Source organism: Caulobacter segnis (assembly GCF_003243465.1).
Classification (GTDB): Bacteria; Pseudomonadota; Alphaproteobacteria; order Caulobacterales; family Caulobacteraceae; genus Caulobacter; species Caulobacter segnis_A.
On the sequence record NZ_QFQZ01000025.1, the window covers coordinates 25,226 to 47,183 of the forward strand.

Annotated in this window: 24 protein-coding genes; 15 read left to right on the forward strand and 9 right to left on the reverse strand. The window is 68.7% G+C overall.

The window, feature by feature from the left end:
• The first annotated feature begins 30 nt into the window (after positions 1–30).
• A complete protein-coding gene (locus DI526_RS10020) occupies positions 31–1,272 on the forward strand; it encodes a low temperature requirement protein A (protein ID WP_304277238.1) in 1,242 nt (413 codons plus the stop codon).
• On the opposite strand, the gene DI526_RS10025 is transcribed toward DI526_RS10020, so the two are convergent.
• Positions 1,273–3,687 carry an ATP-dependent helicase gene (locus DI526_RS10025; RefSeq protein WP_304277171.1) on the reverse strand — a complete coding sequence of 805 codons (2,415 nt, stop codon included), beginning with the start codon at positions 3,685–3,687 and terminating at the stop codon, positions 1,273–1,275. It abuts the gene before it with no gap.
• Between the two features lie 122 nt (positions 3,688–3,809).
• Here DI526_RS10025 and DI526_RS10030 point away from each other — a divergent pair, with 122 nt between their 5' ends.
• The gene (locus tag DI526_RS10030) at positions 3,810–4,001 is read left to right on the forward strand and encodes a hypothetical protein (protein ID WP_304277173.1); all 192 of its coding nucleotides are present in this window, start codon (positions 3,810–3,812) and stop codon (positions 3,999–4,001) included.
• An 8-nt stretch (positions 4,002–4,009) separates the two neighbouring features.
• Positions 4,010–4,267, forward strand: a complete 258-nt coding sequence (locus DI526_RS10035; protein WP_304277175.1) for a hypothetical protein — start codon at positions 4,010–4,012, stop codon at positions 4,265–4,267.
• Here DI526_RS10035 and DI526_RS10040 read toward each other — a convergent pair.
• The 3 genes from DI526_RS10040 to DI526_RS10050 all read right to left on the reverse strand — a co-directional run bounded on the left by DI526_RS10040 (position 4,264) and on the right by DI526_RS10050 (position 5,318).
• Complete coding sequence (locus DI526_RS10040; RefSeq protein ID WP_304277177.1) at positions 4,264–4,482, reverse strand: ribbon-helix-helix domain-containing protein; 219 nt, start codon at positions 4,480–4,482, stop codon at positions 4,264–4,266. The genes DI526_RS10035 and DI526_RS10040 overlap by 4 nt on opposite strands.
• Positions 4,483–4,486: 4 nt before the next feature.
• Complete coding sequence (locus DI526_RS10045; RefSeq protein WP_304277179.1) at positions 4,487–4,663, reverse strand: DUF4169 family protein; 177 nt, start codon at positions 4,661–4,663, stop codon at positions 4,487–4,489.
• Between the two features lie 70 nt (positions 4,664–4,733).
• Complete coding sequence (locus tag DI526_RS10050; RefSeq protein ID WP_304277181.1) at positions 4,734–5,318, reverse strand: glutathione S-transferase family protein; 585 nt, start codon at positions 5,316–5,318, stop codon at positions 4,734–4,736.
• Between the two features lie 155 nt (positions 5,319–5,473).
• On the opposite strand from DI526_RS10050, the gene DI526_RS10055 reads away from it, so the two are divergent.
• A complete protein-coding gene (locus tag DI526_RS10055; RefSeq protein ID WP_304277183.1) occupies positions 5,474–6,109 on the forward strand; it encodes a glutathione S-transferase family protein in 636 nt (211 codons plus the stop codon).
• Between the two features lie 129 nt (positions 6,110–6,238).
• Here DI526_RS10055 and DI526_RS10060 read toward each other — a convergent pair whose 3' ends face one another.
• A complete protein-coding gene (locus DI526_RS10060; RefSeq protein ID WP_304277185.1) occupies positions 6,239–7,441 on the reverse strand; it encodes a pyridoxal phosphate-dependent aminotransferase in 1,203 nt (400 codons plus the stop codon).
• Positions 7,442–7,698: 257 nt separating this feature from the next.
• Between DI526_RS10060 and DI526_RS10065 the strand changes: the two genes are divergently transcribed.
• The gene (locus DI526_RS10065; protein WP_304277187.1) at positions 7,699–8,289 is read left to right on the forward strand and encodes a carbohydrate binding domain-containing protein; all 591 of its coding nucleotides are present in this window, start codon (positions 7,699–7,701) and stop codon (positions 8,287–8,289) included.
• Here the strand turns inward: DI526_RS10065 and DI526_RS10070 are convergent.
• The gene (locus tag DI526_RS10070) at positions 8,286–8,825 is read right to left on the reverse strand and encodes an NADPH-dependent FMN reductase (RefSeq protein ID WP_304277188.1); all 540 of its coding nucleotides are present in this window, start codon (positions 8,823–8,825) and stop codon (positions 8,286–8,288) included. The genes DI526_RS10065 and DI526_RS10070 overlap by 4 nt on opposite strands.
• A gap of 138 nt (positions 8,826–8,963) precedes the next feature.
• Between DI526_RS10070 and DI526_RS10075 the strand changes: the two genes are divergently transcribed.
• The 3 genes from DI526_RS10075 (at position 8,964) to DI526_RS10085 (ending at position 11,608) form a co-directional block, all read left to right on the forward strand.
• Positions 8,964–9,686 (forward strand): TVP38/TMEM64 family protein, encoded by a 723-nt coding sequence (locus DI526_RS10075; protein ID WP_304277190.1) that lies wholly within the window; start codon positions 8,964–8,966, stop codon positions 9,684–9,686.
• 205 nt (positions 9,687–9,891) lie between these two features.
• Positions 9,892–9,948, forward strand: coding sequence for a hypothetical protein (locus tag DI526_RS10080; protein ID WP_106907293.1), 57 nt, complete (start codon positions 9,892–9,894; stop codon positions 9,946–9,948).
• Between the two features lie 85 nt (positions 9,949–10,033).
• Positions 10,034–11,608, forward strand: a complete 1,575-nt coding sequence (locus DI526_RS10085) for a 2-isopropylmalate synthase (RefSeq protein WP_304277192.1) — start codon at positions 10,034–10,036, stop codon at positions 11,606–11,608.
• On the opposite strand, the gene DI526_RS10090 is transcribed toward DI526_RS10085, so the two are convergent.
• Positions 11,605–12,087: a hypothetical protein gene (locus DI526_RS10090; RefSeq protein ID WP_304277194.1), complete on the reverse strand. Its 483-nt coding sequence runs from the start codon at positions 12,085–12,087 to the stop codon at positions 11,605–11,607. The two genes, DI526_RS10085 and DI526_RS10090, sit on opposite strands and share 4 nt — an antisense overlap.
• A 128-nt stretch (positions 12,088–12,215) precedes the next feature.
• Here DI526_RS10090 and DI526_RS10095 point away from each other — a divergent pair, with 128 nt between their 5' ends.
• From DI526_RS10095 to rodA, 6 genes are all read left to right on the forward strand, one after another.
• Complete coding sequence (locus DI526_RS10095; protein ID WP_304277196.1) at positions 12,216–13,094, forward strand: DMT family transporter; 879 nt, start codon at positions 12,216–12,218, stop codon at positions 13,092–13,094.
• Between the two features lie 368 nt (positions 13,095–13,462).
• Positions 13,463–14,506: a rod shape-determining protein gene (locus DI526_RS10100; protein WP_004623009.1), complete on the forward strand. Its 1,044-nt coding sequence runs from the start codon at positions 13,463–13,465 to the stop codon at positions 14,504–14,506.
• 47 nt (positions 14,507–14,553) lie between these two features.
• Entirely contained in the window at positions 14,554–15,681 is a 1,128-nt protein-coding gene (mreC, locus tag DI526_RS10105; RefSeq protein ID WP_304277210.1) for a rod shape-determining protein MreC, read from the forward strand.
• Positions 15,678–16,187: a hypothetical protein gene (locus tag DI526_RS10110; protein ID WP_304277212.1), complete on the forward strand. Its 510-nt coding sequence runs from the start codon at positions 15,678–15,680 to the stop codon at positions 16,185–16,187. The genes mreC and DI526_RS10110 overlap by 4 nt, the downstream gene beginning before the upstream one ends.
• Positions 16,188–16,191: 4 nt before the next feature.
• Positions 16,192–18,231 carry a penicillin-binding protein 2 gene (gene mrdA / locus DI526_RS10115; RefSeq protein WP_304277214.1) on the forward strand — a complete coding sequence of 680 codons (2,040 nt, stop codon included), beginning with the start codon at positions 16,192–16,194 and terminating at the stop codon, positions 18,229–18,231.
• Positions 18,228–19,385: a rod shape-determining protein RodA gene (gene rodA, locus DI526_RS10120; RefSeq protein ID WP_304277216.1), complete on the forward strand. Its 1,158-nt coding sequence runs from the start codon at positions 18,228–18,230 to the stop codon at positions 19,383–19,385. Before mrdA ends, rodA begins: the two co-directional genes overlap by 4 nt.
• Before the next feature lie 155 nt (positions 19,386–19,540).
• Here the strand turns inward: rodA and pip are convergent, their stop codons facing one another.
• On the reverse strand, positions 19,541–20,530 hold the full coding sequence (gene pip, locus DI526_RS10125) for a prolyl aminopeptidase (protein WP_304277218.1): 990 nt from the start codon (positions 20,528–20,530) through the stop codon (positions 19,541–19,543).
• A gap of 87 nt (positions 20,531–20,617) precedes the next feature.
• Between pip and DI526_RS10130 the strand changes: the two genes are divergently transcribed.
• On the forward strand, positions 20,618–20,878 hold the full coding sequence (locus DI526_RS10130) for a low temperature requirement protein A (protein ID WP_304277219.1): 261 nt from the start codon (positions 20,618–20,620) through the stop codon (positions 20,876–20,878).
• On the opposite strand, the gene DI526_RS10135 is transcribed toward DI526_RS10130, so the two are convergent.
• Positions 20,875–21,858, reverse strand: coding sequence for an alpha/beta fold hydrolase (locus tag DI526_RS10135; protein WP_304277221.1), 984 nt, complete (start codon positions 21,856–21,858; stop codon positions 20,875–20,877). The genes DI526_RS10130 and DI526_RS10135 overlap by 4 nt on opposite strands.
• Positions 21,859–21,958 lie beyond the last annotated feature (100 nt).

A 21,958-nucleotide genomic window follows, 5' to 3' on the forward strand; every position in this document is an offset into this window, starting at 1 on the left:
GGCCGCGGGACTGGCTTCAAGGCCTTGACTGTGGTCAACCAGGGCATGGCCGACACCAAGACGCCGCTCCTGCGCGAGCGCAAAGCCGCCGAGCACGCCCGCGTGACCTATGCGGAGCTGTTCTTCGACCTGGTGTTCGTGTTCGCGGTCACCCAGCTCTCGCACGCGGTGTTGCGCCATCCGGACGGTCCCGGCCTGATCCACGCGACGGTGCTGCTGCTGGCGGTGTGGTGGTCATGGATCTACACCGCCTGGGCGACGAACTGGCTAGACCCGGAGCGGGGCCCCGTCCGGCTGATGCTGTTCGTCATGATGGCCGCCGCCCTGGTGCTGGCGGCCGCGATCCCCGACGCCTTCGGAGAGCGGGGCCTGGCCTTCGCCGCCGGCCACGTGATCATCCAGGTCGGCCGCACGGCCTTCTTCCTGTGGAGCGCCTGGCGCGCGCCGCAGCACCGGCGGAACTTCGCGCGCATCCTGTCCTGGCTGGTGTTCGCGGCGGTGTTTTGGATCGCCGGCGCCTTCGTGAAGGGCGAGGCGCGGCTGCTGATCTGGGGCCTGGCGCTGGGGATCGAGTATCTGTCGGCGGCGGTCGGCTTCTGGACCCCGGGCCTGGGCCGCACCAAGAGCCAGGAGTGGAAGGTCGAGGGTGGCCACATGGCCGAGCGCTGCGCCCTGTTCACGATCATCGCCCTGGGCGAGTCGATCATCGTCAGCGGCAGCACGGTGATGGGCATGCCGTGGGACCTGCCGGTGATGGCGGCCTTCGCCAGCGCCTTCCTGTGCAGCCTGGCGATGTGGTGGATCTATTTCTCCTCGACCGCCGAGGCGGCCAGCAAGGCGATCGAGGAGGCGAGGGACCCCGGCGCGATCGCCCGCGTGGCCTATACCTACACCCACATCCTGCCGGTGGCCGGGATCATCGTCGCCGCGGTCGGGGACGAGTGGGTGATCCACCATCCGCTGGGCCATGCGGACTTCAAGATCGCCGCCGCCGTGATCGGCGGGCCGTTCCTGTTCCTGCTGGGCACGCTGCTGTTCAAGCTGGCGGTCTTCCGCCGCTGGTCGCGGTCGCGGATCACCGGGCTGATCGCCCTGGCGGCCCTCGCGCCGGTGGCGCTAAGCCTCAGCCCCCTGGCGCTGTCGGCGCTGTCGACCCTCGTCCTGGTCGCCGTCGGGGCCTGGGAAAGCCTGACCCCGCGCCCGGCCGAGAAGCCGCCCGAGCATGACGGGATCAAGCCCGGGCTGAAGCCCGAAAAGACCAAGAAGCGCTGATCAGGCCTTTTCGACGAAGCTGTCGATCACCTTCTTCTCGCCGGCCTTGTCGAAGGCCACGGTCAGCTTGTTGCCCTCGATGCCGGTCACCTTGCCGTAGCCGAACTTGACGTGGAACACCCGGTCGCCGCGCGAATAGGCGCTGTTGGTCGGGGCCGAGACGGCGACCAGCCGGCCTTCGCCCTCGATCGGGGCCGAGCGGGCGGCCGAGCCGGCGCGCACGCCGCCGCCGCGCCAGGAGCCGCCGCGTTCGGCGAAACCGGAGGTCCGCTCCTGGGCGCGTTTCCAGCCTGGGCTGTCGTAGCTGCCGGCCTGGAAGGCCGATGTGCCAGGATCGTCCCAGCGCGACGCCGCCGTCGACTGCATGCCGGGGCCGCCGCCATAGTAGCCGGTCTCCGACGCCGCATCGACGTGGGCGATCGGCAGTTCGTCGACGAAGCGGCTGGGCAGCTGTGACGTCCAGCGGCCATAGACCTGCCGGTTGGCCACGAAGCTGATCCGGGCCTCCTCGCGGGCGCGGGTGATGCCGACATAGGCCAGGCGCCGTTCCTCTTCGAGGCCCTTTTCGCCCTTGTCGTCCATGCTGCGCTGGCTGGGGAACACGCCTTCCTCCCAACCGGGCAGGAAGACCAGCGGGAACTCCAGGCCCTTGGCCGAGTGCAGGGTCATGATCCACACGGCGTCGCCGGTGGCCTCGCGATCCAGGTCCATGACCAGCGACACATGCTCCAGATAGGCCTCCAGTGTGTCGAACGCGCCCATCGACTGCACCAGTTCCTTCAGGTTCTCCAGCCGCGTCTGGCTGGTCGGGCCCTTGTCCAGGCGCAGGGCGTCGGTATAGCCGCTCTCCTCCAGCACCGTTTCCAGCAGGCGCTGGTGGTGGACCGACCCGACCAGCGAGCGCCAGCGATCCAGGTCGCGGATGAAGTTGCTGAGCGCGGTGCGCGTGCGGGCCGGCAGGTCGTCGCTGCCGATGATCACGCGCGCAGCCTCGACCGTCGAAATCCCTTCCAGGCGGGCGATCTGCAGCAGCTTCTGCACCGAGGTGTCGCCGATGCCGCGCTTGGGCGTGTTGACGATCCGCTCGAAGGCCAAATCATCGTCCGGCGACTGAATTAGGCGCAGATAGGCGTGGGCGTCGCGGATTTCGGCGCGTTCGAAGAAGCGCGGGCCGCCGACCACCTTGTAGGGGATCTGCAGCATCACGAAGCGCTCTTCGAAGGCGCGCATCTGGAAGCTGGCGCGGACCAGGATGGCCATCTGGCTGTACTTGCGGCCAGCCTTCTTGGCCCGCTCGATCTCGTCGGCGATCAGCCGGCTTTCGGCTTCGCCGTCCCAGACGCCCGAGACCTTGACCTTCTCGCCGCCCTTGGCCGGGGTCCACAAGGTCTTGCCCAGGCGGCCCTTGTTGGCGGTGATCAGGCCCGAGGCGGCGGCCAGGATGTGCTCGGTGGAGCGGTAGTTGCACTCCAGGCGCACGACCTTCGAGCCTGGGAAGTCGCGCTCGAACCGCAGGATGTTGTCGACCTCGGCCCCGCGCCAGCCGTAGATCGACTGGTCGTCGTCGCCGACGCAGCAGACGTTCTGGCGGCCCTGGGCCAGCAGGCGCAGCCACAGGTACTGGGCGACGTTGGTGTCCTGATATTCGTCGACCATCACGTATTTGAACCGGCGCTGGAACTCGTCCAGCACGTCGGGATGGCCGGTGAAGAGGCTGATGTTGTGCAGCAGCAGGTCGCCGAAGTCGCAGGCGTTCAGGATGCGCAGCCGCTCCTGGTACTGGCGGTAGAGGGTGATCCCCTTGCCATTGGCGAACTCGCCGGCCTCGCTGGTCGGGACGCGGTCGGGCGTCCAGCCGCGGTTCTTCCAGCCGTCGATGATCTGCGAAAGGATCCGGGGCGTCCACCGCTTGGCGTCGATGTTCTCCGCCTCGATCAGTTGCTTGAGCAGCCGTTCCTGGTCGTCGGTGTCGATGATCGTGTAGTTGGACTTCAGCCCGATCAGCTCGGCGTGGCGGCGCAGGATCTGGGCGGCCACCGAGTGGAAGGTGCCGAGCCAGCGCAGGCCCTCGGCCTCCGGGCCGATGATGTGGGTGATCCGCTCGCGCATCTCGCGCGCGGCCTTGTTGGTGAAGGTGACGGCCAGTAACTCCCACGGGCGCGCGCGGCCCGTCGCGAGAATGTGGGCCAGTCGCGTCGTCAGCACGCGGGTCTTGCCGGTGCCGGCCCCGGCCAGGACGAGCAGGGGGCCTTCGGTGGTCTCGACCGCCTCGCGCTGTTCGGGGTTCAGGCCGTCCAGATAGCCGGGCGCCGCGCCCGCAGGCGGCCGGGCCCGGGCGAGGTCGGAAATACGCGGAGCGGGAAGGTCGCCCGGGAATTCATCGTGGAATTCTGGCGAGTCGGCGTTGGAATGCATGGGAACATATGTAGCACACGGAACGCGCGGCTTAAGCCCCAACCCGTCCTTTCCGGGAACTCCCCGCCCGTCGTGTCGTTGATCCGACACTGGAAAAAACGCCGGAAGGCAGGGAGAGGAATATGGCTGAACAGACCAGCAGCGGCGGCGGCAACAGCGGCCTGGCGTTCATTGTCGGCGGCTTGGTGGTGATCGTCGCCGTCCTCGCCTTCTTCATGTGGTCTGGCGGCATCGGCCACAAGAAGCAGGTCGACGTGAACATCTCGGCCTCGGCGCCGAAGCTGCCCGACGCGCCTAAGGCGCCGGGCGGGTGAAGCCGGGCATGACCGCCATGGCGCAGGAGCGCCGTTCGGAAGCCCGTCGCGACCGCGGCGGGCTTTGGGCGGCCGTCTTGGTTCTGGCGCTGCTGGCCGGCGCCGTCTGGGGCGCCTGGCGGCTGGGGGTGATGGCGGGCGAGGGCGCGTCCTGGCGTCAGTCGCTGCCCAGCGTGCCGGAAGCCTTGCGCAAGACCCCTATGCCCAAGCCGCCGACCCTGCCGACGCAGCGGAGACCGGCGGTCGAGCCGGGCGTTGGCGGCTAGCCGGCCCCGCGCGCGGCTTGCTCCAGCGCGAACACCCGGCAGGCCGAGGCTAGGGCGCGATCGCCCCGGGCGTTGTCGATCCGCTGGATCAGAGCGGCCAGGCTGCCGCCATCCGTCGCGGCGGCGCGTTCTAGCACCGCCCAGAACTCCGGCTCGAGCGCCAGCGAGGTGGCGTGGCCGGCCAGGTTCACCGATCGCTTCTTCAGTCCGGCCAAGCGGTCAGTCCTCGCGCTTGGCGCCGTCCAGCTCGCGCCGCAGCTTGTCGGCGCGAGCCGCTTCCAGGGACTTCTCGGCCTTCGTCCGGCCGAAGCGAGCGCGGTTCTCGGCCGCGCGCGCCTTGTCGTCGGCCTTGGCCTTGGCCTTGCGAGCCTGGTTCAGATTGACGACGTCGGCCATGGCGCTTGCCTCCGAGCTGCTCGGTTCTCGACGGTAATCGGACGATCCCGCCGAGGACGCAAGCCCCGCCTCAGGCGTCGTCCTTGGCCAGGGCGCGGGCGAGCGCGGGGCGGGCGTTGGCGCGCGCCAGCCAGTCGTCATAGACCTTGTGCGGCGGCAGCATCTGTCTGGCGAACTGCAGCAGGCTCACGAACATGATGTCGGCGGCGGAGAAGGTGTCGCCCAGCAGCCAGGGCGAGGCCTCCAGCGTGGTGCGAAGGCGGTCGTCCATGGCTTGGTACTGCGCCTTGTCCTGGTCGTCCTGCCGCTGCTTCCAGAGATTGGTCACCGCCGGTTCCAGCACCCCGGCATAGTAGGCCAGCCAGGTGAGATAGGGGCCGCGCAGGGGCGCGCCGATAACCGGTCCCAGGCCCGCCTGCGGAAACTTGTCGGTCAGATAGAGGGCGATGGCCGCCGATTCCGTCACCAGCACGCCGTCGTCCATCAGGGCCGGCACCTGGCCATGCGGGTGCGGATTGGCGGGGTCGCGGGCGCCGGTGTTGCTGACACTCCGATAGACATCGACCTTGCGGATCTCGTAAGGCGCGCCGAGCTCCTCCAGCAGCCAGATGAACCGGGTCGAGCGTGAGCGGGGCGCGTGGAAGAGTGTCAGCATAGGGCTTCCTCGGTCTGTCTTATTGATCAGAGCCTGCCTTGGCTCCGAACGCCAGGGTGGCCTCCTTCGATCCCGGATCTGGCAGCAGGCGTCTTCGTCTTGACGGTTAGCCAGAACCACTCGCCTATCCGCCGCGACAGCGCGGAGGCTCGACGATGTATACGCTCTATGGTTCGCCCAGCACGGCCGGCACGGCCACCCACTGGATGCTGCTGGAGCTGGGCGTCCCGTTCGAGCTGAAGCTGCTGGACTTCGACAAGGGCGAGCACAAGACGCCCGACTATCTGGCGCTCAATCCGGACGGCGTGGTGCCCACGCTGATCGTCGATGGCGCCCCCGTGACACAGATGGCCGCGCTGGCGACCCTGCTGGCCGAGCGCCATCCGGAGGCTGGTTTCGCGCCGGCGGTCGGCTCGCCAGAGCGCGCGGCTTATCTGAGCTGGAGCTTCTGGCTGGCCAACAGCTTCCAGCCCCACTTCCGCGCCTGGTTCTATCCGCACGAGCCGGCCGGCGGCGAGGCGCAGGAGGCGGTGAAGGCGGCGGCCCGCAAGAGCATCGAGGCGGGGCTGACGCGGCTGGACGCCCATCTGGCCGATCGGGACTATATCGTCGGCGACAGCTTCACGACGGTGGACCTCTTGGCCACGATCCTGTGCCGCTGGTCGCGCAACATGCCTCGGCCCGCCACCGACTGGCCGAACCTCAAGCGCTACCTCGACCGCATCCGCCAGCGCCCGGCGCTGCGCGAGGTCCACGCCCGCGAGGGGCTGACGGACTGGATCGATGGGTAGGAGCTAAAGTCCTCCCCCTAGCGGGGGAGGCGGCCGAAGGCCGGAGGGGGAAGTGCAGTTATCCGGCCTCTTCCCCCTCCGTCGTCTCTTCGAGCCGACACCTCCCCCGCTAGGGGGAGGATTTGGGGTCTACTTCACGTTCGCGCAGAAGCGCTGGATGCGCGAGCAGGCGTCTTCCAGGACCTCGTTGCTGGTCGCGTAGCTGATGCGGAAGAACGGCGAGAGGCCGAACGCCGCGCCGTGCACGACGGCCACGCCTTCCGACTCCAGCAGTTCGGTCGCGAAATCCTCGTCGCTCTCGATGACCTTGCCCGAGGGGGCGGTCTTGCCGATCAGGCCGGCGCACGAGGGATAGACGTAGAACGCGCCTTCCGGGGTCGGGCAGTGCAGGCCGGTGGCCTGGTTCAGCATCGACACGACGAGGTCGCGGCGCTCCTGGAACAGCTTGGCGTTCGGCTTGATGAAGTCCTGCGTGCCGTTCAGCGCCTCGAGCGCGGCCCACTGCGAGATCGAGCAGGGGTTCGAGGTCGTCTGGCTGATCATCTTGCCCATGGCCTTGATCAGCGGCTCCGGGCCACCGGCGTAGCCGATGCGCCAGCCGGTCATCGAATAGCCCTTCGACACGCCGTTCATCGTCAGGGTGCGGTCATAGAGCTTGGGCTCGACCTGGGCGATGGTGGTGAACGCGAAGTCGTCGAACACCAGGTGCTCGTACATGTCGTCGGTCAGCACCCAGACCTGCGGGTGGCGCAGCAGCACCTCCGCGATCGCCTGCAGTTCGGCGCGGGTATAGGCGCCGCCCGAGGGGTTCGAGGGGCTGTTGATGATCAGCCACTTGGTCTTGGGCGTGATCGCCGCTTCGAGCGCGTCCGGGGTGATCTTGAAGCCGCTCTCGGCGGTGGTCTCGACCGAGACGGGCGTGCCGCCGGCCAGCAGGGTCATGTCGGGGTACGACACCCAGTACGGCGCGGGGATGATCACCTCGTCGCCCGGGTTCAGGGTGGCGACCAGGGCGTTGTAGATCACCGGCTTGCCGCCCGGGGCGACGTGGATCTGGCTCGGCTTGTACTCCAGGCCGTTCTCGCGCTTGAACTTGGCGCAGATGGCGGCCTTCAGCTCGGGCATGCCGTCCGGGTCGGTGTACTTGGTCTTGCCGGCCTTGATGGCCTCGATGGCGGCGTTCTTGATATTGTCCGGCGTGTCGAAGTCGGGTTCGCCCGCGGAAAGGGCGATCACGTCACGACCGGCGGCTTTCAGCGCGCGCGCCTTGGCGCTGATGGCGATGGTGGCCGACGGTGCGATGCGCCGCAGGGCGGCGGACTCGAGCGACATCTTGCAGGACTCCCCTGGGTTTGCCTGGTCCGACTGGAGGACCGTTTCAGGATTGCGGGGGTCTTTACGCCCCCGTTCGCCGCGGTGCAACGCGGCGCGGCGCGTTTCGTCGAGGTTTTGGCCCCGCTTGCGCCGCGCGGCGTTCTTGCGCCCGGCGAGCCCGCGCGATAGCGGTAACAGGCGTGAGGTCGATCACCGCCAAGGTGACGGCCCTCGCGGGGGAAACGGCGGCCGCTCGTCGGCCGGAAGGGGGCATCGTGAAGACGAAGATCCTGTACATCGCCTTGGCCGTCGTGGCGCTGGCGATCGGCGCGGCCTCGCCAGGCCTGGCCCGCCAGTCGGGCGATGGCGACATCATGCAGAAGGCGATCAACAAGCCGTCCGCGAACTGGACGATCTATGGTCCCGACCAGAAGACCACGGCGATCAAGGACAAGTCCGTCCAGGGCGGCGGGGCGCTCAGGGTCGAGGTGCTGGCCGGAAGCGACAAGCCCTGGGCCGTCGGGGCCTATCAGTCGATCACCGGCAAGGTCGCCAAGGGCGACGTGCTGCTGGTGGCGTTCTGGGCCAAGGCCGAAAGCGTCGACGGCGGACCGGCCAGCGCCGACATCTCCGCCGTGCGCGTGCAACGGGCCGCCGATCCCTACGACGCGGCGATCGAGCGCGGCGTCAAGGTCGGGCCGGAGTGGAAGATGTACACCGTGCCCGGCCGGGCCACGATCGACATCCCGGCGGGGGGCGGCGGAGTCGGTCTGCACCTGGGCTCGGCCAGGCAGACCGTCCTGCTGGGCCCGGTGTTCGTGCTCGACTTCGGGCCGGACTACGACCTGAGCAAGCTGGGCGGCTAGCTTCGCGCCGTCAGGACCGCGGCGAAGCGCGCCAGATGCCCCGCGATCGCCTGGCGGGTGCGCTCGTCGGTCAGCGCGCCGTTCTCGAACTTGGCGTGAGCCTGGCCGACCAGGATGTCCGCCAGCGGGGCCAGGTCGCAGCCGGCGCGCTTGAGGTTCAGGCGCAGGGCGTCTTGGGCGCGGACCGTGCCGGTGATCCCGGGAGTCGCCCCCATCGCGCAGGCGATCTTGCCGTCCAGCGGCGCGGGCTTGCCGCGCGAGGCCCAGTCGATGGCGTTCTTCAGCACCGCCGTCAGGCCGCCGTTGTACTCGGGGCAGGCGATCAGCAGGCCGTCGGCGGCGCGGACGGCGTCCTTCCAGGCGGCGACCGGCGCCGGGTCGCCCTGGTCCTCGACGTCCTGGTTGAAGAACGGCAGGTCGCCCAGGCCGAACATCTCGATCGCCATCCCGGCCGGCGCCAGTTCGCGCGCGGCGCGGAGCAGGGCGGTGTTGTACGAGGCCGCGCGCAGGCTGCCCGAGACGGCGAGAATCTTCATGCGACCAAGTTAGCCCACCTCCATCCCGCATGTCTCGCCGGCGCCCCGCCGGAAAAACGCCGTGATCGCGGCGGATGTCCGCGCCGTGGTTTCCGCGGCGCCGCTTGACCCTGGCCGGCGCCTGCGCGAGGAGGGGCCGTGATCCGCCGTTTCATCGACTTCGTGACCAATATGGACGCCCGCGCCTGGCGCATGGTGGCGGTCTCGTTCGTGCTGTTCGGCGGGGTGGGGGTCGTCTTCCTGTTCGGCGCGCAGCTGCTGGGCGTCAACGGCGAGGCGGCGGTCGAGCACTGGCTGGGCGCGGCGACGGGGCCTTGGGCCCTGCCCGTGGCGGTGGCGGCCTTCGCGGTCATGGCCTTCCTGGGCGTGCCGCAGTTCGTGCTGATCGCCGCGGCGGTGGTGGCGTTCGGCCCGTGGACGGGCTTCGCCTACAGCTGGATCGGGACCCTGGTGTCGTCGCTGGTCGGCTTCTGGCTGGGGCGGATCTACGGGGCCAAGATCCTGCGCGAATTCGCCACCGAGGGCGTCAACAAGTTCATGCGGATGATCGGCAAGAACGGCTTCATGGCCAGCCTGATCGTGCGCCTGGTGCCTTCGGCGCCGTTCATCGTCGTCAACATGGCCGCGGGCGTCACGCCGATGCGGCTGCGCGACTTCACCGGCGGCACCGCCATCGGCATCGTGCCCAAGATCGCCCTTACCGCCTTCGCCGGTAATTCGATCGTCCAGGCCATGAAGGGCGGCGGCAAACAGCACATCCTGATGATCGTGCTGGCCATCGTCATTTGGCTGGGCATGGGCCTGATCAGCCGCGCCTGGCTGAAGAAGCGCGAGGCGGCGGAAGAGGGCGCTTCGTCCTAGGTTCATCCTCCGGCTCCGCCGCTGGGCAAGAAGCGTGCAGATGAACGGCCGATGGCGGGCGGCCTTGGCGCGCAGCGGCGCTTAGCTCGCAAGCTTATCTCTGACTTTGGTTCAGCGTGGGATAAAAATCCTCATTCCTGCGACCGATCGCGCCCTGGGCGCAAATTGCTTGCTCGATTCAAGGCGCCTGTGTAGAAAGTCGCTCATGACTGTCGCGCGCGACCTGCTTTCGCTTCGGCTTACCAGCCCCTGGGCGCTCTAGGGGCCGCGCTTCGTCGTGGCCGGGCGCACAGGGGATTTCTGACCCGCAGCCCGCACGCCACACCCCCCTTTCGACGAGTATCTCCATGACTTCCGTATCCGCCGGCGCTTCCGACAAGCGCGACAACGTCGTCATTTTCGACACCACGATGCGTGACGGCGAGCAGTCGCCCGGCGCTTCGATGTCGCTGGAAGAGAAGCTGGAACTGGCCAAGATCCTCGAGGAGATGGGGGTCGACATCATCGAGGCCGGCTTCCCGATCGCCTCGAACGGCGACTTCGAGGCCGTTCGCGAAGTGGCCAAGATCGTCAAGAACTCGACCATCGCCGGCCTGTGCCGCGCCCACCAGGTCGACATCGACCGCTGCGCCGAGGCCCTGAAGCCCACCCAGCGCGGCCGCATCCACGTGGTGATCGCCACCTCCGATCTGCACATGAAGCACAAGCTGCAGATGGAGCCGGATCAGGTCATTGACGTGATCGCCCGCTCGGTCAGCCACGCCCGCAACCTGCGCGACGACGTCGAGTGGTCGGCCGAGGACGCCACCCGCAGCGACCGCCAGTTCCTGCGCCGCGCGGTCGAGACCGCCATCAAGGCCGGCGCCACCACGATCAACCTGCCCGACACTGTCGGCTACACCTATCCGTCGGAATACGCCGACCTGTTCAATTGGATGGTCAACAACGTCGAGGGCGCCGATCGGGTGATCTTCTCGACCCACTGCCACAACGACCTGGGCCTGGCCGTGGCCAACAGCCTGGCCGGCGTGCAGGGCGGGGCCCGCCAGGTGGAGTGCGCGATCAACGGCCTGGGCGAGCGCGCCGGCAACGCCGCGCTGGAAGAGATCGTCATGGCCCTGAAGGTGCGCGGCGACCGCCTGCCGTTCCGCACGGGCATCGACACGACGCACATCACCCGCGCCAGCCGTTATGTCTCGGCCATCACCGGCTTCCCGGTCCAGTACAACAAGGCCATCGTCGGCAAGAACGCCTTCGCGCACGAGAGCGGCATCCACCAGGACGGGATGCTCAAGAACCGCGAGACCTACGAGATCATGACGCCGGAGTCGGTGGGCCAGGCCCCCTCGAGCCTGGTCATGGGCAAGCACTCGGGCAGCCATGCCTTCCGCGCCAAGCTGAAGGACCTGGGCTACGAGCTGGGCGAGAACGCGCTGAAGGAAGCCTTCGGCCGCTTCAAGGACCTGGCCGACCGCAAGAAGCACGTCTACGACGACGACATCATCGCCCTGGTCGACGACGCCCTGGCGCGCGGCTCGGAGAAGATCCGCGTGTCGCGCCTGCGCGTGGTGGCCGGCACCGACGGCCAGTCGGCCGAGCTGACCCTGGATGTGGACGGCGTCTCCAGCACGGCGGAAGCGACGGGCGATGGTCCCGTCGACGCGGTGTTCAACGCCATCCACAAGATCGTGCCGCACAGCGCCGCCCTGCGCCTCTTCCAGGTGCACGCGGTGACCGAGGGCACCGACGCCCAGGCTCAGGTCTCGGTGCGTCTGGAAGAGGACGGCCGCATCGCCACCGGCGCGGCCGCCGACACCGACACCCTGACCGCCTCGGCCAAGGCCTATGTCAACGCGCTCAACAACCTCTTCGCCCGCAAGGAGAAGAGCCGGCCCGAAGCGGCGATCGCCAGCGGCTTTTAGGCTGCGTTAAGTCGACTGAACGGCCGCGTCGCCAGGATTTCAGCCCCCAGGTGCGCCTGGGGCTGAACGTCCAGACCCAATTCCCGCAAGCCTTCGGCGAGCGCCCTGCGGGGCGTCTCGTCGAGAAGTGCGCTCGCGTCCACGACGAGCGTCCCGCCGGGGCGCAGCATCGTGTAGGTCGCGGCGACGACGGCGCGCGCGTCATGAGCCGTGGGGCAGTCGATGACCAGCAGGACGTCGCTGCGTTCGTCCGCCGCGCCGCAGGTGGCCCGGCGGGCGGCCTCCACGCGCTGATAGCCGCGCCGCCAGAGCTGGCACATCGCATCCCCCGCCCCGGGACCGGCCACGGCCACGAAGCATAGCGGCGTGGCCTGGGCGAGCTCGAGCATCCGGTCCAGGGCGGGATTGATCCCCTCGGCGGGCAGGCCCAGCAGAAACTGGGCGGCTTGTTTCAGGGGACGAAGTGGCTGGGGCGACATGGCTGAAACCTCATCAACGCAAGCGTTCGCGTGTCGGCGACGCCGGACGCCGTGTCTTGCGCCCGGGGCGCGTAAAGGCTCCATGCGAGACCGCCCCGTCCGCCTAAAGGCGGCGTAAAGGTAGAGAGATGATCTGGATTCCCATCACCGTCGCGGCCGCCGGCCTGCAGGTCGCGCGTAACGCCGCCCAGCGCTCGATCATGGGCGGCGCGGGGCCCTGGGGCGCGACCCTGGTCCGGTTCCTGTTCGGCCTGCCGTTCGCCACGGTGTTCGCGGCCGTCGGATGGCTGCTGACGCCTGGGGCGAGCGCTCACCCGACCGCGGCGTTCTGGCTTGCCTGCTTCGCCGGAGCGGCCTTGCAGATCGCCGCGACGGCGGCGCTGCTGACGGCCATGCACCGTTCGACCTTCGCCCTGGGCACGGCCATGCAGCAGAGCGGCTTGCCGTTCTCCCTGGTCTGGGGCGCGCTGTTCTTCGGCGATCACGTCGGCGCGGTGACCTGGATCGGCGGCCTGATCGCCAGCCTGGGCCTGGCGGCCTTGACCTGGCCGCGCGGCGAGGTGGTGATGCGCCGCGGCGCGGTGCTGGCGGGCCTGAGTTCCGGCGCGGTGTTCGCCCTGAGCGCCAACTGCTTTCGCCAGGCCAGCCTGGCCTTCGAGCCCGCGCATCCGGCGGCGTCGGCGTTCGTGACGGTGATGGTCGTGCAGGCCATCCAGACCGTCGGCCTCACCGGCTATCTGGCCTGGCGAAATCCGGACTCCCTGAAGGCTGTCATCGCCGCCTGGCGGCAGTCGCTGGGCGCCGGTTTCTGCGGCGCGGCGGCCTCGGGGCTGTGGTTCACGGCCATGGCGCTGTCGCCGGTGGGGCCGGTGAGGGCGGTGGGGGTCGTCGAGATGCCGATCGCCGCGATCGCCGGGCGTCGTCTGTTCAAGGAGCGTCTGACCCCGCTGCAAATGCTGGCGGGCGCGGTGACGGCCGTCGGCGTCGTCATGGCGGCCTTGGGCTAGATTTCGCCACGATCGGGCGCCAGGACGCATTGGTTGCAGAAGCCTCGATGTCCGGGCCGAATAGACCTTGAAATCAACGCTTTCGCAGGGCAAACGGCTTCGGTCGATGCGTTTTGACGATCAGGACCACGGCGCGGCCCGGAGGCGGCGCTCAGGACCGGCGTTCGCGCGCTCTGACCGGGTCGAAATCCTCAATTTGCGGGAATCATGTTGTCCTCGCATTGATTTGAAGTAGGAGCCTTTTCTCTTCGTCGCCTCCGCCGCCGGATGTTCGGACGGAACGGCCTCCCTGCTTCCTCGACCTGCCCAGCCTAAATCGATCTGCCCGCCCCCCTTCAAGCCCCTCCTACCCTCAACCAGGGCCTTCAATGTTTTCTTCCCTCTTCGGCGTGATCTCGAACGACATCGCCATCGACCTCGGCACGGCCAACACCCTCATCTATATGAAGGGCAAAGGGATCGTGCTGAACGAGCCGTCGGTGGTGGCCCTGCGTAACGTCGGCGGTCGCAAGATCGTCCACGCCGTGGGCATCGAGGCCAAGCAGATGCTGGGCCGCACGCCGGGCCACATGGAAGCCATCCGCCCGATGCGCGACGGGGTGATCGCCGACTTCGAAGTCGCCGAGGAGATGATCAAGTACTTCATCCGCAAGGTTCACAACCGCAAGGGCTTCGTGAACCCGAAGGTGATCGTGTGCGTGCCGTCGGGCGCCACCGCCGTGGAGCGCCGCGCCATCAACGACAGCTGCCTGAACGCCTCGGCCCGTCGCGTCGGCCTGATCGACGAGCCGATGGCCGCCGCGATCGGCGCGGGCCTGCCGATCCACGAGCCGACCGGCTCTATGGTCGTCGACATCGGCGGCGGCACCACCGAGGTGGCCGTGCTGTCGCTGTCGGGCATCGTCTATTCGCGCTCGGTCCGCGTCGGCGGCGACAAGATGGACGAGGCGATCATCAGCTACATGCGTCGCCATCATAACCTCTTGATCGGCGAGACGACCGCCGAGCGCATCAAGAAGGAAATCGGCACCGCCCGCGCGCCGGCCGACGGCGAGGGGCTGTCGATCGACGTCAAGGGCCGCGACCTGATGCAGGGCGTGCCGCGCGAAGTCCGCATCAGCGAGAAGCAGGCCGCCGACGCCCTGGCCGAACCGGTCGGTCAGATCGTCGAGGCCGTGAAGGTCGCCCTGGAAGCCACCCCGCCGGAACTGGCCTCGGACATCGCCGACAAGGGCATCATGCTGACGGGCGGCGGCGCGCTGCTGCGCGGCCTGGACGCCGAGATCCGCGACCACACCGGCCTGCCGGTCACCGTGGCCGACGACCCGCTGTCGTGCGTGGCCCTGGGCTGCGGCAAGGTGCTGGAACATCCGAAGTGGATGAAGGGCGTCCTGGAATCCACCCTGGCCTAGTCTTGCAGCTCCTCTAGAGGCGCCGGGGGGCGCCAGGAGAACAGTACGTGCCCTTTCGCGAAGGTCCCCTCGGCGACCTGAAAGTGCCGCTTACCTGGACGGCCGCCGTGGCCTTGGTGGTGGCGGCCGTCATCGCCGTGGCCTTTCTGCTGGCCGACCGGCGCGAGACCCTCCAGGAGCAGGCCTACGGCGTCACCCGCCAGACGGTGGACACGGTGGCCAAGCCCGTCAGCGGGGCCATCGCCGCGCCCGGCCGCTGGACGGGCCTGGGCGTCGACTATGTGCGCAGCTACTTCTTCACCGCGTCGGAGAACCGCCGCCTGAAGGTCGAGATGGCCGAGATGCGCCAGTGGCGTGATCGCGCCCTGGCCTTGCAGGATCAGAACGAGCGCTTCCGCTCGCTGCTCGGTCTGCGCACCGACCCGCCGATCCCGATGACCGCCGCCCGGGTGGTCAGCGACAGCCGCGGCCCCTTCGCCAATACGCGGCTGGCGGACGCCGGCTCCGAGCGTGGCGTCGAGGTCGGCAATCCGGTCCTGAACGAGCGGGGTCTCGTGGGGCGCGTCGTCGGCGTTTCCAAGGGCGCCAGCCGCCTGCTGCTGCTGACCGACATCGCTTCGCGCACGCCGGTAATGATCGACCGCACCAACGCCCGCGCCATCCTGACCGGCGACGGCGGACCCAATCCCAAGCTCGAGTACCTGCGCGGCGTCGATCCGATCCAGCAGGGCGACCGGGTGGTGACCTCCGGCGACGGCGGCGTGGTGCCGCGCGGCCTGCCGGTCGGCGCGGCGGTGAAGGGGCTGGACGGCCGCTGGCGGGTGGTGCTGTTCGCCGACCAGTCCTCGATCGACTATGTCCGCATCCTGCTGTTCAAGGACTTCGCCCAGCTGGCGAACCAGAAGGAGCTGCAGACCCACAGCCTGCCGCCGGTGACGACCGAGGATCCGCAGGCCTCCATCCTGTCGACGCCGGTCGCTCCGGCCGCCGCGCCGCCGGCGCAGGCGCCAGCCGCTCCGGCGACCACGGCGCCCAAGCCGGCGGCGGCCGCGCCCTCCACGACGGGCAAGCCTGCGCAAGCCTCTTCGACCCCTCCGGCCGCCGCCAAGCCGGCGCCCGCGCCCGCCAAACCCGCGGCGGCCAAGCCGGCCGCCACGACGGAACCACCGCGATGAGCGGCGCGCGGCCGCTGAACCCGGTCATCTGGCTGGGCGGCCCGATGCTGGCCTGCGTGGTGGCGACCGTGCTGCTGGCCGCGCCGCTGCGCGTCTGGGGCCTGCAACTGCCCGAGCCGGTCTTCGCCATGGTTCCGGCCTTCGCCTGGGCCCTGATCCGTCCGTCGATCCTGGCCCCGTTCGCCATCCTGCTGCTGGGGCTGTTCCTCGACGCCTACTGGGGTGGGCCGACGGGGCTTTGGGGCCTGTCGCTGCTGCTCGGCTATGCGGTCGTGCTGCTGTTCCGCAGCATGATGACGGGGCAGAGCCAGCCAATCCTCTGGGGGTGGTTCGCGGCGATCACCGCCATCACCATGGCGGGCGGCTATCTCTTCACCATGCTCGACAGCCTGGCCATGCCCAGCCTGATGGCCGTGTTCTGGCAATTCCTGGCGACGGTCGTGCTGTTTCCGTTCGCCTATCGCCTGATCGACCGCTTCGAGGACGCCGACGTGCGGTTCCGGTGAGGTCATGAGCGAGCCTTCGATCTTCTTTTCCGAGGTCAACGAGCGCCAGGGCGTCTTCCACCGTCGCGCCTTTCTGCTCGGTGGCCTGACGGGGGCGGGCCTGCTCGCCCTAGGCGGCCGGCTGGCGCAACTGCAGTTGGTCGAGGCCCAGCGCTACCAGAAGCTTTCGGCCGGCAACCAGTTCAACTACCGCCTGGTGCCGCCGCCGCGCGGCCTGATCCTGGACCGCAACGGGGTGTCCCTGGCGTCCAACCGGCCGAACTTCCGGCTGATGATCAACAAGGACAAGGACCTCGACGCCGAGGGGGTGCTCGACGACCTGTCCAAGCTGGTGCCGATCGACGGCTCGCGCCGGGCCCGCGTGCTCAAGGAGCTGGATCGCGCGCCCAAGAAGGCGCCGGTCGTGGTGATGGAGGACCTGTCGTGGGAGGAGTTCTCCCGCGTCAACATCCGCGCGCCGGAACTGCCCAACGTCACCGCCGACATGGGGGAGGTGCGGGTCTATCCGTTCGGCGGCGCCTTCGCCCACGTGATCGGCTATGTCGCCAAGGTCTCGGACCGCGACCTGAAGGCCGCCGAGGGCGACACGACCCAGGACCAGGAGCTGCTGCATCACCCAGGCTTCCGGATCGGCAAGCAAGGGGTCGAGAAGGCGTTCGACAAGCAACTGCGCGGCCGCGCCGGCGCCACCAAGACCGAGGTCGACGCGCAGGGGCGGGTCGTGCGGCTGGACCCGGCGGGCGACATTCCCGCTACGCCGGGCAAGGAAATCCGCCTCACCCTCGACGCCGACATCCAGAACCGCGCGCTGGAGGTGATGGGCGACGAGAGCGGCGCCATCGTCGTGATGGACGTCCGCAACGGCGACCTGCTGGCCATGGTCTCGGCCCCCAGCTTCGACGCCAACCGCTTCGTCAAGGGGCTATCCGGCGCCGAGTACAAGGCGCTGGCCGAATACGAGCGCAAGCCGTTGCTGGACAAGTCGATGACCGGCCTGTTCCCGCCGGGCTCGACCTTCAAGCCGACGGTGGGCCTGGCCGCGCTGACGGCGGGCATCGATCCTGAAATCCGCATCAACTGCCCGGGCAGCTGGTACTATGGCGGCCGGGTCTGGCGCTGCTGGGAGAAGGGCGGCCACGGTCCCCAGAACATGCACGACGCCATCAAGAACTCGTGCGACATCTACTTCTACCAGACGTCCCTGAAGATCGGCCCGGACGCCATCGCCGCCGCCGCGCGAGCCATGGGCTTTGGCCAGCTGTTCGATATCGGCATTCCCGGCCAGAAGAAGGGCAATGTGCCCGACCGGGAGTGGAAGAAGCGGGCCTTCAAGAAGAATCCCGCCAACCAGATCTGGTTTCCGGGCGAGACGCCCAGCTACGGGATCGGGCAGGGGGCCCTGACCGTCAACGCCCTGCAGCTGGCCGTGATGACCTCGCGCCTGGCCAACGCCAAGAAGGCGCTGGTCCCGCGCCTGATCAAGTCGGTCGGCGGGGTCGAGCAGCCCAGCGGCGCCGAGGTGCCGGACCTGCCGTTCTCGCAGGAGCACCTGGACTACGTGCGCGGCGGCATGGCCGCCGTGGCCAACGACGTCCGAGGCACCGCCTACAAGCAGAGCCAGCTCGGGCTGGGCGACGTGCAGATGGCCGGCAAGACCGGCACCGCCCAGGTGCGCAGCTACGATGGCGTCGCCAACCGCAAGGGCACGGGCACCATCTGGCGGCTGAAGGACCACAACCTTTTCGTCGCCTTCGCCCCCTATGACGATCCGCGCTACGCCGTGGCCGTCATCGTCGAGCACGGCGGCATGGGCGGCGCCACCGCCGGCGCCCCGCGCGCCCGCGAGGTCATGCGCGTGGCCCTGCTGAAGGACCGCGAGATCCGCGCCCGCATCGAGCGGCCGATGCCTCTGCCCGAGGCGGCGCCGGACGACGTCATGGAAGGCGCCGCGCCAGACGATCCGGTCGAGACGCCGCCGCCGCCGACCGGGGCGGCCCCGGCCGCTACGCCTCCATCCACCCCTTCGCAGGGAGCGCCCCGATGACCCTCAGCGGCGGCCTGACCCGGCCCGGCGAACGCGACCGGCCGATCATCAAGTTCATGGAGGTCGACTGGACCTTCTGCCTGGTGCTGGCGCTGATCGCCGGCGTCGGCAGCCTGATGCTGTTCTCGATCGCCGGCGCCTCCTGGGAGCCGTGGGCCGACAAGCATCTGCTGCGCTTTGGCGTCTACTTCATCATCATGATCATCCTGGCCATGTGCGACCTGCGCTGGTGGTTCGCGATCGCCTATCCGGTCTACGCCGTGGGCCTCGTCCTTCTGGTCGCCGTCGATCTGGTCGGCGACATCTCGCTGGGCGCGCAGCGCTGGCTGCAGCTGGGGCCTGTGCGTTTCCAGCCGTCCGAGGTGATGAAGATCGGCCTCGTCCTGGCCCTGGCCCGCTATTACCACGGTCTCTCGGCGGACTCGGCGCGCCTGTCGTGGCGACTGCTGATCCCGGCCGCCATGATCGCCGTGCCGTTCCTGCTGGTGGCCAAGCAGCCGGATCTGGGCACGGGGATCCTGCTGGCCGCCACCGGCGGCGCCATCATGGTGCTGGCGGGCCTGGACTGGCGGATCATGGCGGCCGGCGCCGGCGCGGCGCTGGTGGCGATCCCGCCCTTCATCATGTTCGGGCTGCACGACTATCAGCGCAACCGGATCCTGACCTTCCTCAATCCCGAGCAGGACCCTTCGGGCGACGGCTATCACATCCTGCAGTCCAAGATCGCCCTGGGCTCCGGCGGTCTGCTGGGCAAGGGCTTTGGCCTGGGCTCGCAGAGCCAGCTGAATTTCCTGCCCGAGAAGCAGACCGACTTCATCTTCGCGACCCTGGCCGAGGAGTTCGGGTTTGTCGGCTGCTTTGGCGTGCTGTTCCTGTATGGCGCGGCCATCTTCATGGCGCTGCGGATCGCCTCGATCAGCCACAGCCACTTCGGCCGGCTCGCCGCGGCGGGCGTGACGGCGACCTTCTCGTTGTACGTGCTGATCAACGGGGCGATGGTCATGGGCATGGCCCCCGTCGTCGGCGTGCCGATGCCGATGCTGTCCTACGGCGGCACCGTCATGGGCACGGTCATGATCGGCTTTGGCCTGGTCCAGGCCGTGCGCGTGCATCGCTATACTGAAGTCACCAGCGGCAAGGGCTCGCTGGTTTAAGACCAACCCCGCAAACCGATCTCCCCGGCGAACGCCGGGGGCCAGATTCATCCGGAACGGTTTGGGTGTTCGCGCCCTTGCGCCGCGACGCGATGGTCGAACCTTGGCGCGTTCGGTCTGGACCCCGGCGTTCGCCGGGGAGATCGGATGGATTGTTAGCTGATCAGCGCCGCGTCCGTCGCCCGCACCAGGCCGTCGATGACGCCGGGCTCGGTCGAGGCGTGGCCTGCGTCCCAGATGATGTCGAAGCGCGCCTCGGTCCAAGCCTTGTGCAGCCGCCAGGCGCTGTCCAGCGGCGTGACGACGTCGAAGCGGCCCTGCACGATCCAGCCCGGGATGTGCCGGATCCTGTCGATGTTCTTCAGGATCCAGCCGTCCTCGTCGAAGAACCCCTTGTGGGTGAAGAAGTGGCATTCGATCCGCGCGAAGGCGATCGCGAAGTCTTCCTCGTTGAATTTCGGCGGCCGCGCCTCGGGACCGCGCAGCGAGATGGTGTCGCCCTCCCACTGGCTCCAGGCCGCGGCGGCCTGGGCCTGCACGCGACGGTCGGGCGAGGTGAGGCGACGATGATAGGCCGCCATCAGGTCGCCGCGCTCCTCGACCGGGATCGGCGCCAGGAACCGCTCCCAGGCGTCGGGGAACAGCATCGAGGCGCCGTCCTGGTAGAACCAACCCAGCTCGCGCTCGGTCAGCAGGAAGATGCCCCGAAGAACAAGGCCCTCGACGCGGTCCGGATGGGCGATGGCGTAGGCCAGGGCCAGGGTCGAGCCCCAGGAGCCGCCGAACACCGTCCACTTCTCGACGCCCAGGTGCTCGCGCAGCCGCTCGATGTCGGCGATCAGGCTCCAGGTCGTGTTGTCGTCCAGGCTGGCGTTCGGACGCGAGCGGCCGCAGCCGCGTTGGTCGAACAGCGCCATGCGCCACTTGGACGGATCGAAGAAGCGGCGCATGGTCGGATTGACCGCGCCGCCGGGGCCGCCGTGCAGGATCACGCAGGGCTTGCCGCGCGGATTGCCGCATTCCTCGTAATAGATCTCGTGCGGGCCGCCGGTCGGCATCCAGCCGAACGAGAACGGCTCGACCTCGCGGAACAGGCCGCGACGGCCAACGGAGCTCATGGCGGCGGCGGAGGCATGACGATCCATGTGCTAACCTAACTTGGTTTCCGTTCGCCTGTGAACGGAGGATCGCCACGGGCTCGCGCCTTTCCGCGGCTCCTGTATTCTGCACGCATGATTCAGCCGGCGCCTGAAGACTACACCGACGAAGAACTGCTCGAGATGCTCAACCCTCGGCAGCTGGCGCAGCTTGACCGCCAGATCGGCGAGATGTTCGGCGCCGAGGGCGTCGATCGGGTCGAGGCGCTGTTCGCCATGGCCAATGTCTATTCCATCCGCGCCGCCGAGCGCGACGAAGTCACCGCCCTGGCCATGCTGCAACTGGCCGCCGCCATGCGCCGCCGGGCCGATGCGCTTCTGAACGCGCGCGGCTAGCCGTTCAAGGGAAACTTCCGGTCCAGCCAGTCCAGCAGCGCGGCGTTCACTTCGGCGGGTTTTTCCTGCTGCGTCCAGTGACCGCTGCCTTCGATCAGCACCTTCTCGAGGTCGCCGATCTGGTCGCCCATGCGGTCGGCCATCGCGGGGGGCAGCACCACGTCGTGCTCGGCCATCAGCATCAGGCAGGGCACGCCGTCGATCCGGTTGGGCAAACCCTCGGCCATGCGCCAGTTGCGGCTGAAGTTGCGGTACCAGTTGATGCCGCCGGTGAAGCCGGTGCGCTGGAACGCCTCGACGAACACAGACAGTTCCTCGGGGGAGAGCAACTGGTGTTCGTCGGTCGTCGGGTCGTAGTGCGCCAGGCCATCCTGCAGCGCCAGGCTGCGCTGCTCGGGCGGGCGGGATGCAAAGTCCTGCTGCGTCCCCTTGGGGAGCCGCATGAAGAAGCGGATCGTCTTCTCGACGTCCGCGCCCAGCTGGGCGTCGGCCACCCCCGGCTTCTGGAAGTGGACGATATACATGTCCTCGCCATAGGCGTTGCGGAACATCTCGATCGGGTCCAGCGGCAGGCGCGGAATGAAGGGCGTGTTCAGGCCCACGACGCCCGCGACGCGGCTGGGATGCAGCAGCGGCAGGGCCCAGACGACGATCCCGCCCCAATCGTGGCCAACGAAGATCGCCTTGTCCGCGCCCAGGTGATCCAGCAGTCCGACCAGGTCGCCGGTCAGGTGCGCCATGTCGTAGGCTTCGACCGCATCCGGCCCCTGCGTGAGGCCGTAGCCCCGCTGGTCCGGCGCGATCACCCAGCGGCCGGCGGCGGCGAGGGCGGCGATCTGGTGGCGCCACGAAAAAGCCAGCTCGGGAAAGCCATGGCAGAGGACGATCGGCACGCCGCCGCGCGGTCCGGCCTCGTAATAGGCCAGGCGGACGCCGTTGATGTCGGCGAACTGTGGCGCGGGCAGGGCTGGGGCGGGCATGGCGGGCGTCTCCCTTGGCGTCTTCTTATGTGATTGGCGTTCACCCTGATGCCTGGCGCGACAGGGCGCAAGTATTCGGCGTCGGTTCGCCATCAAGTAT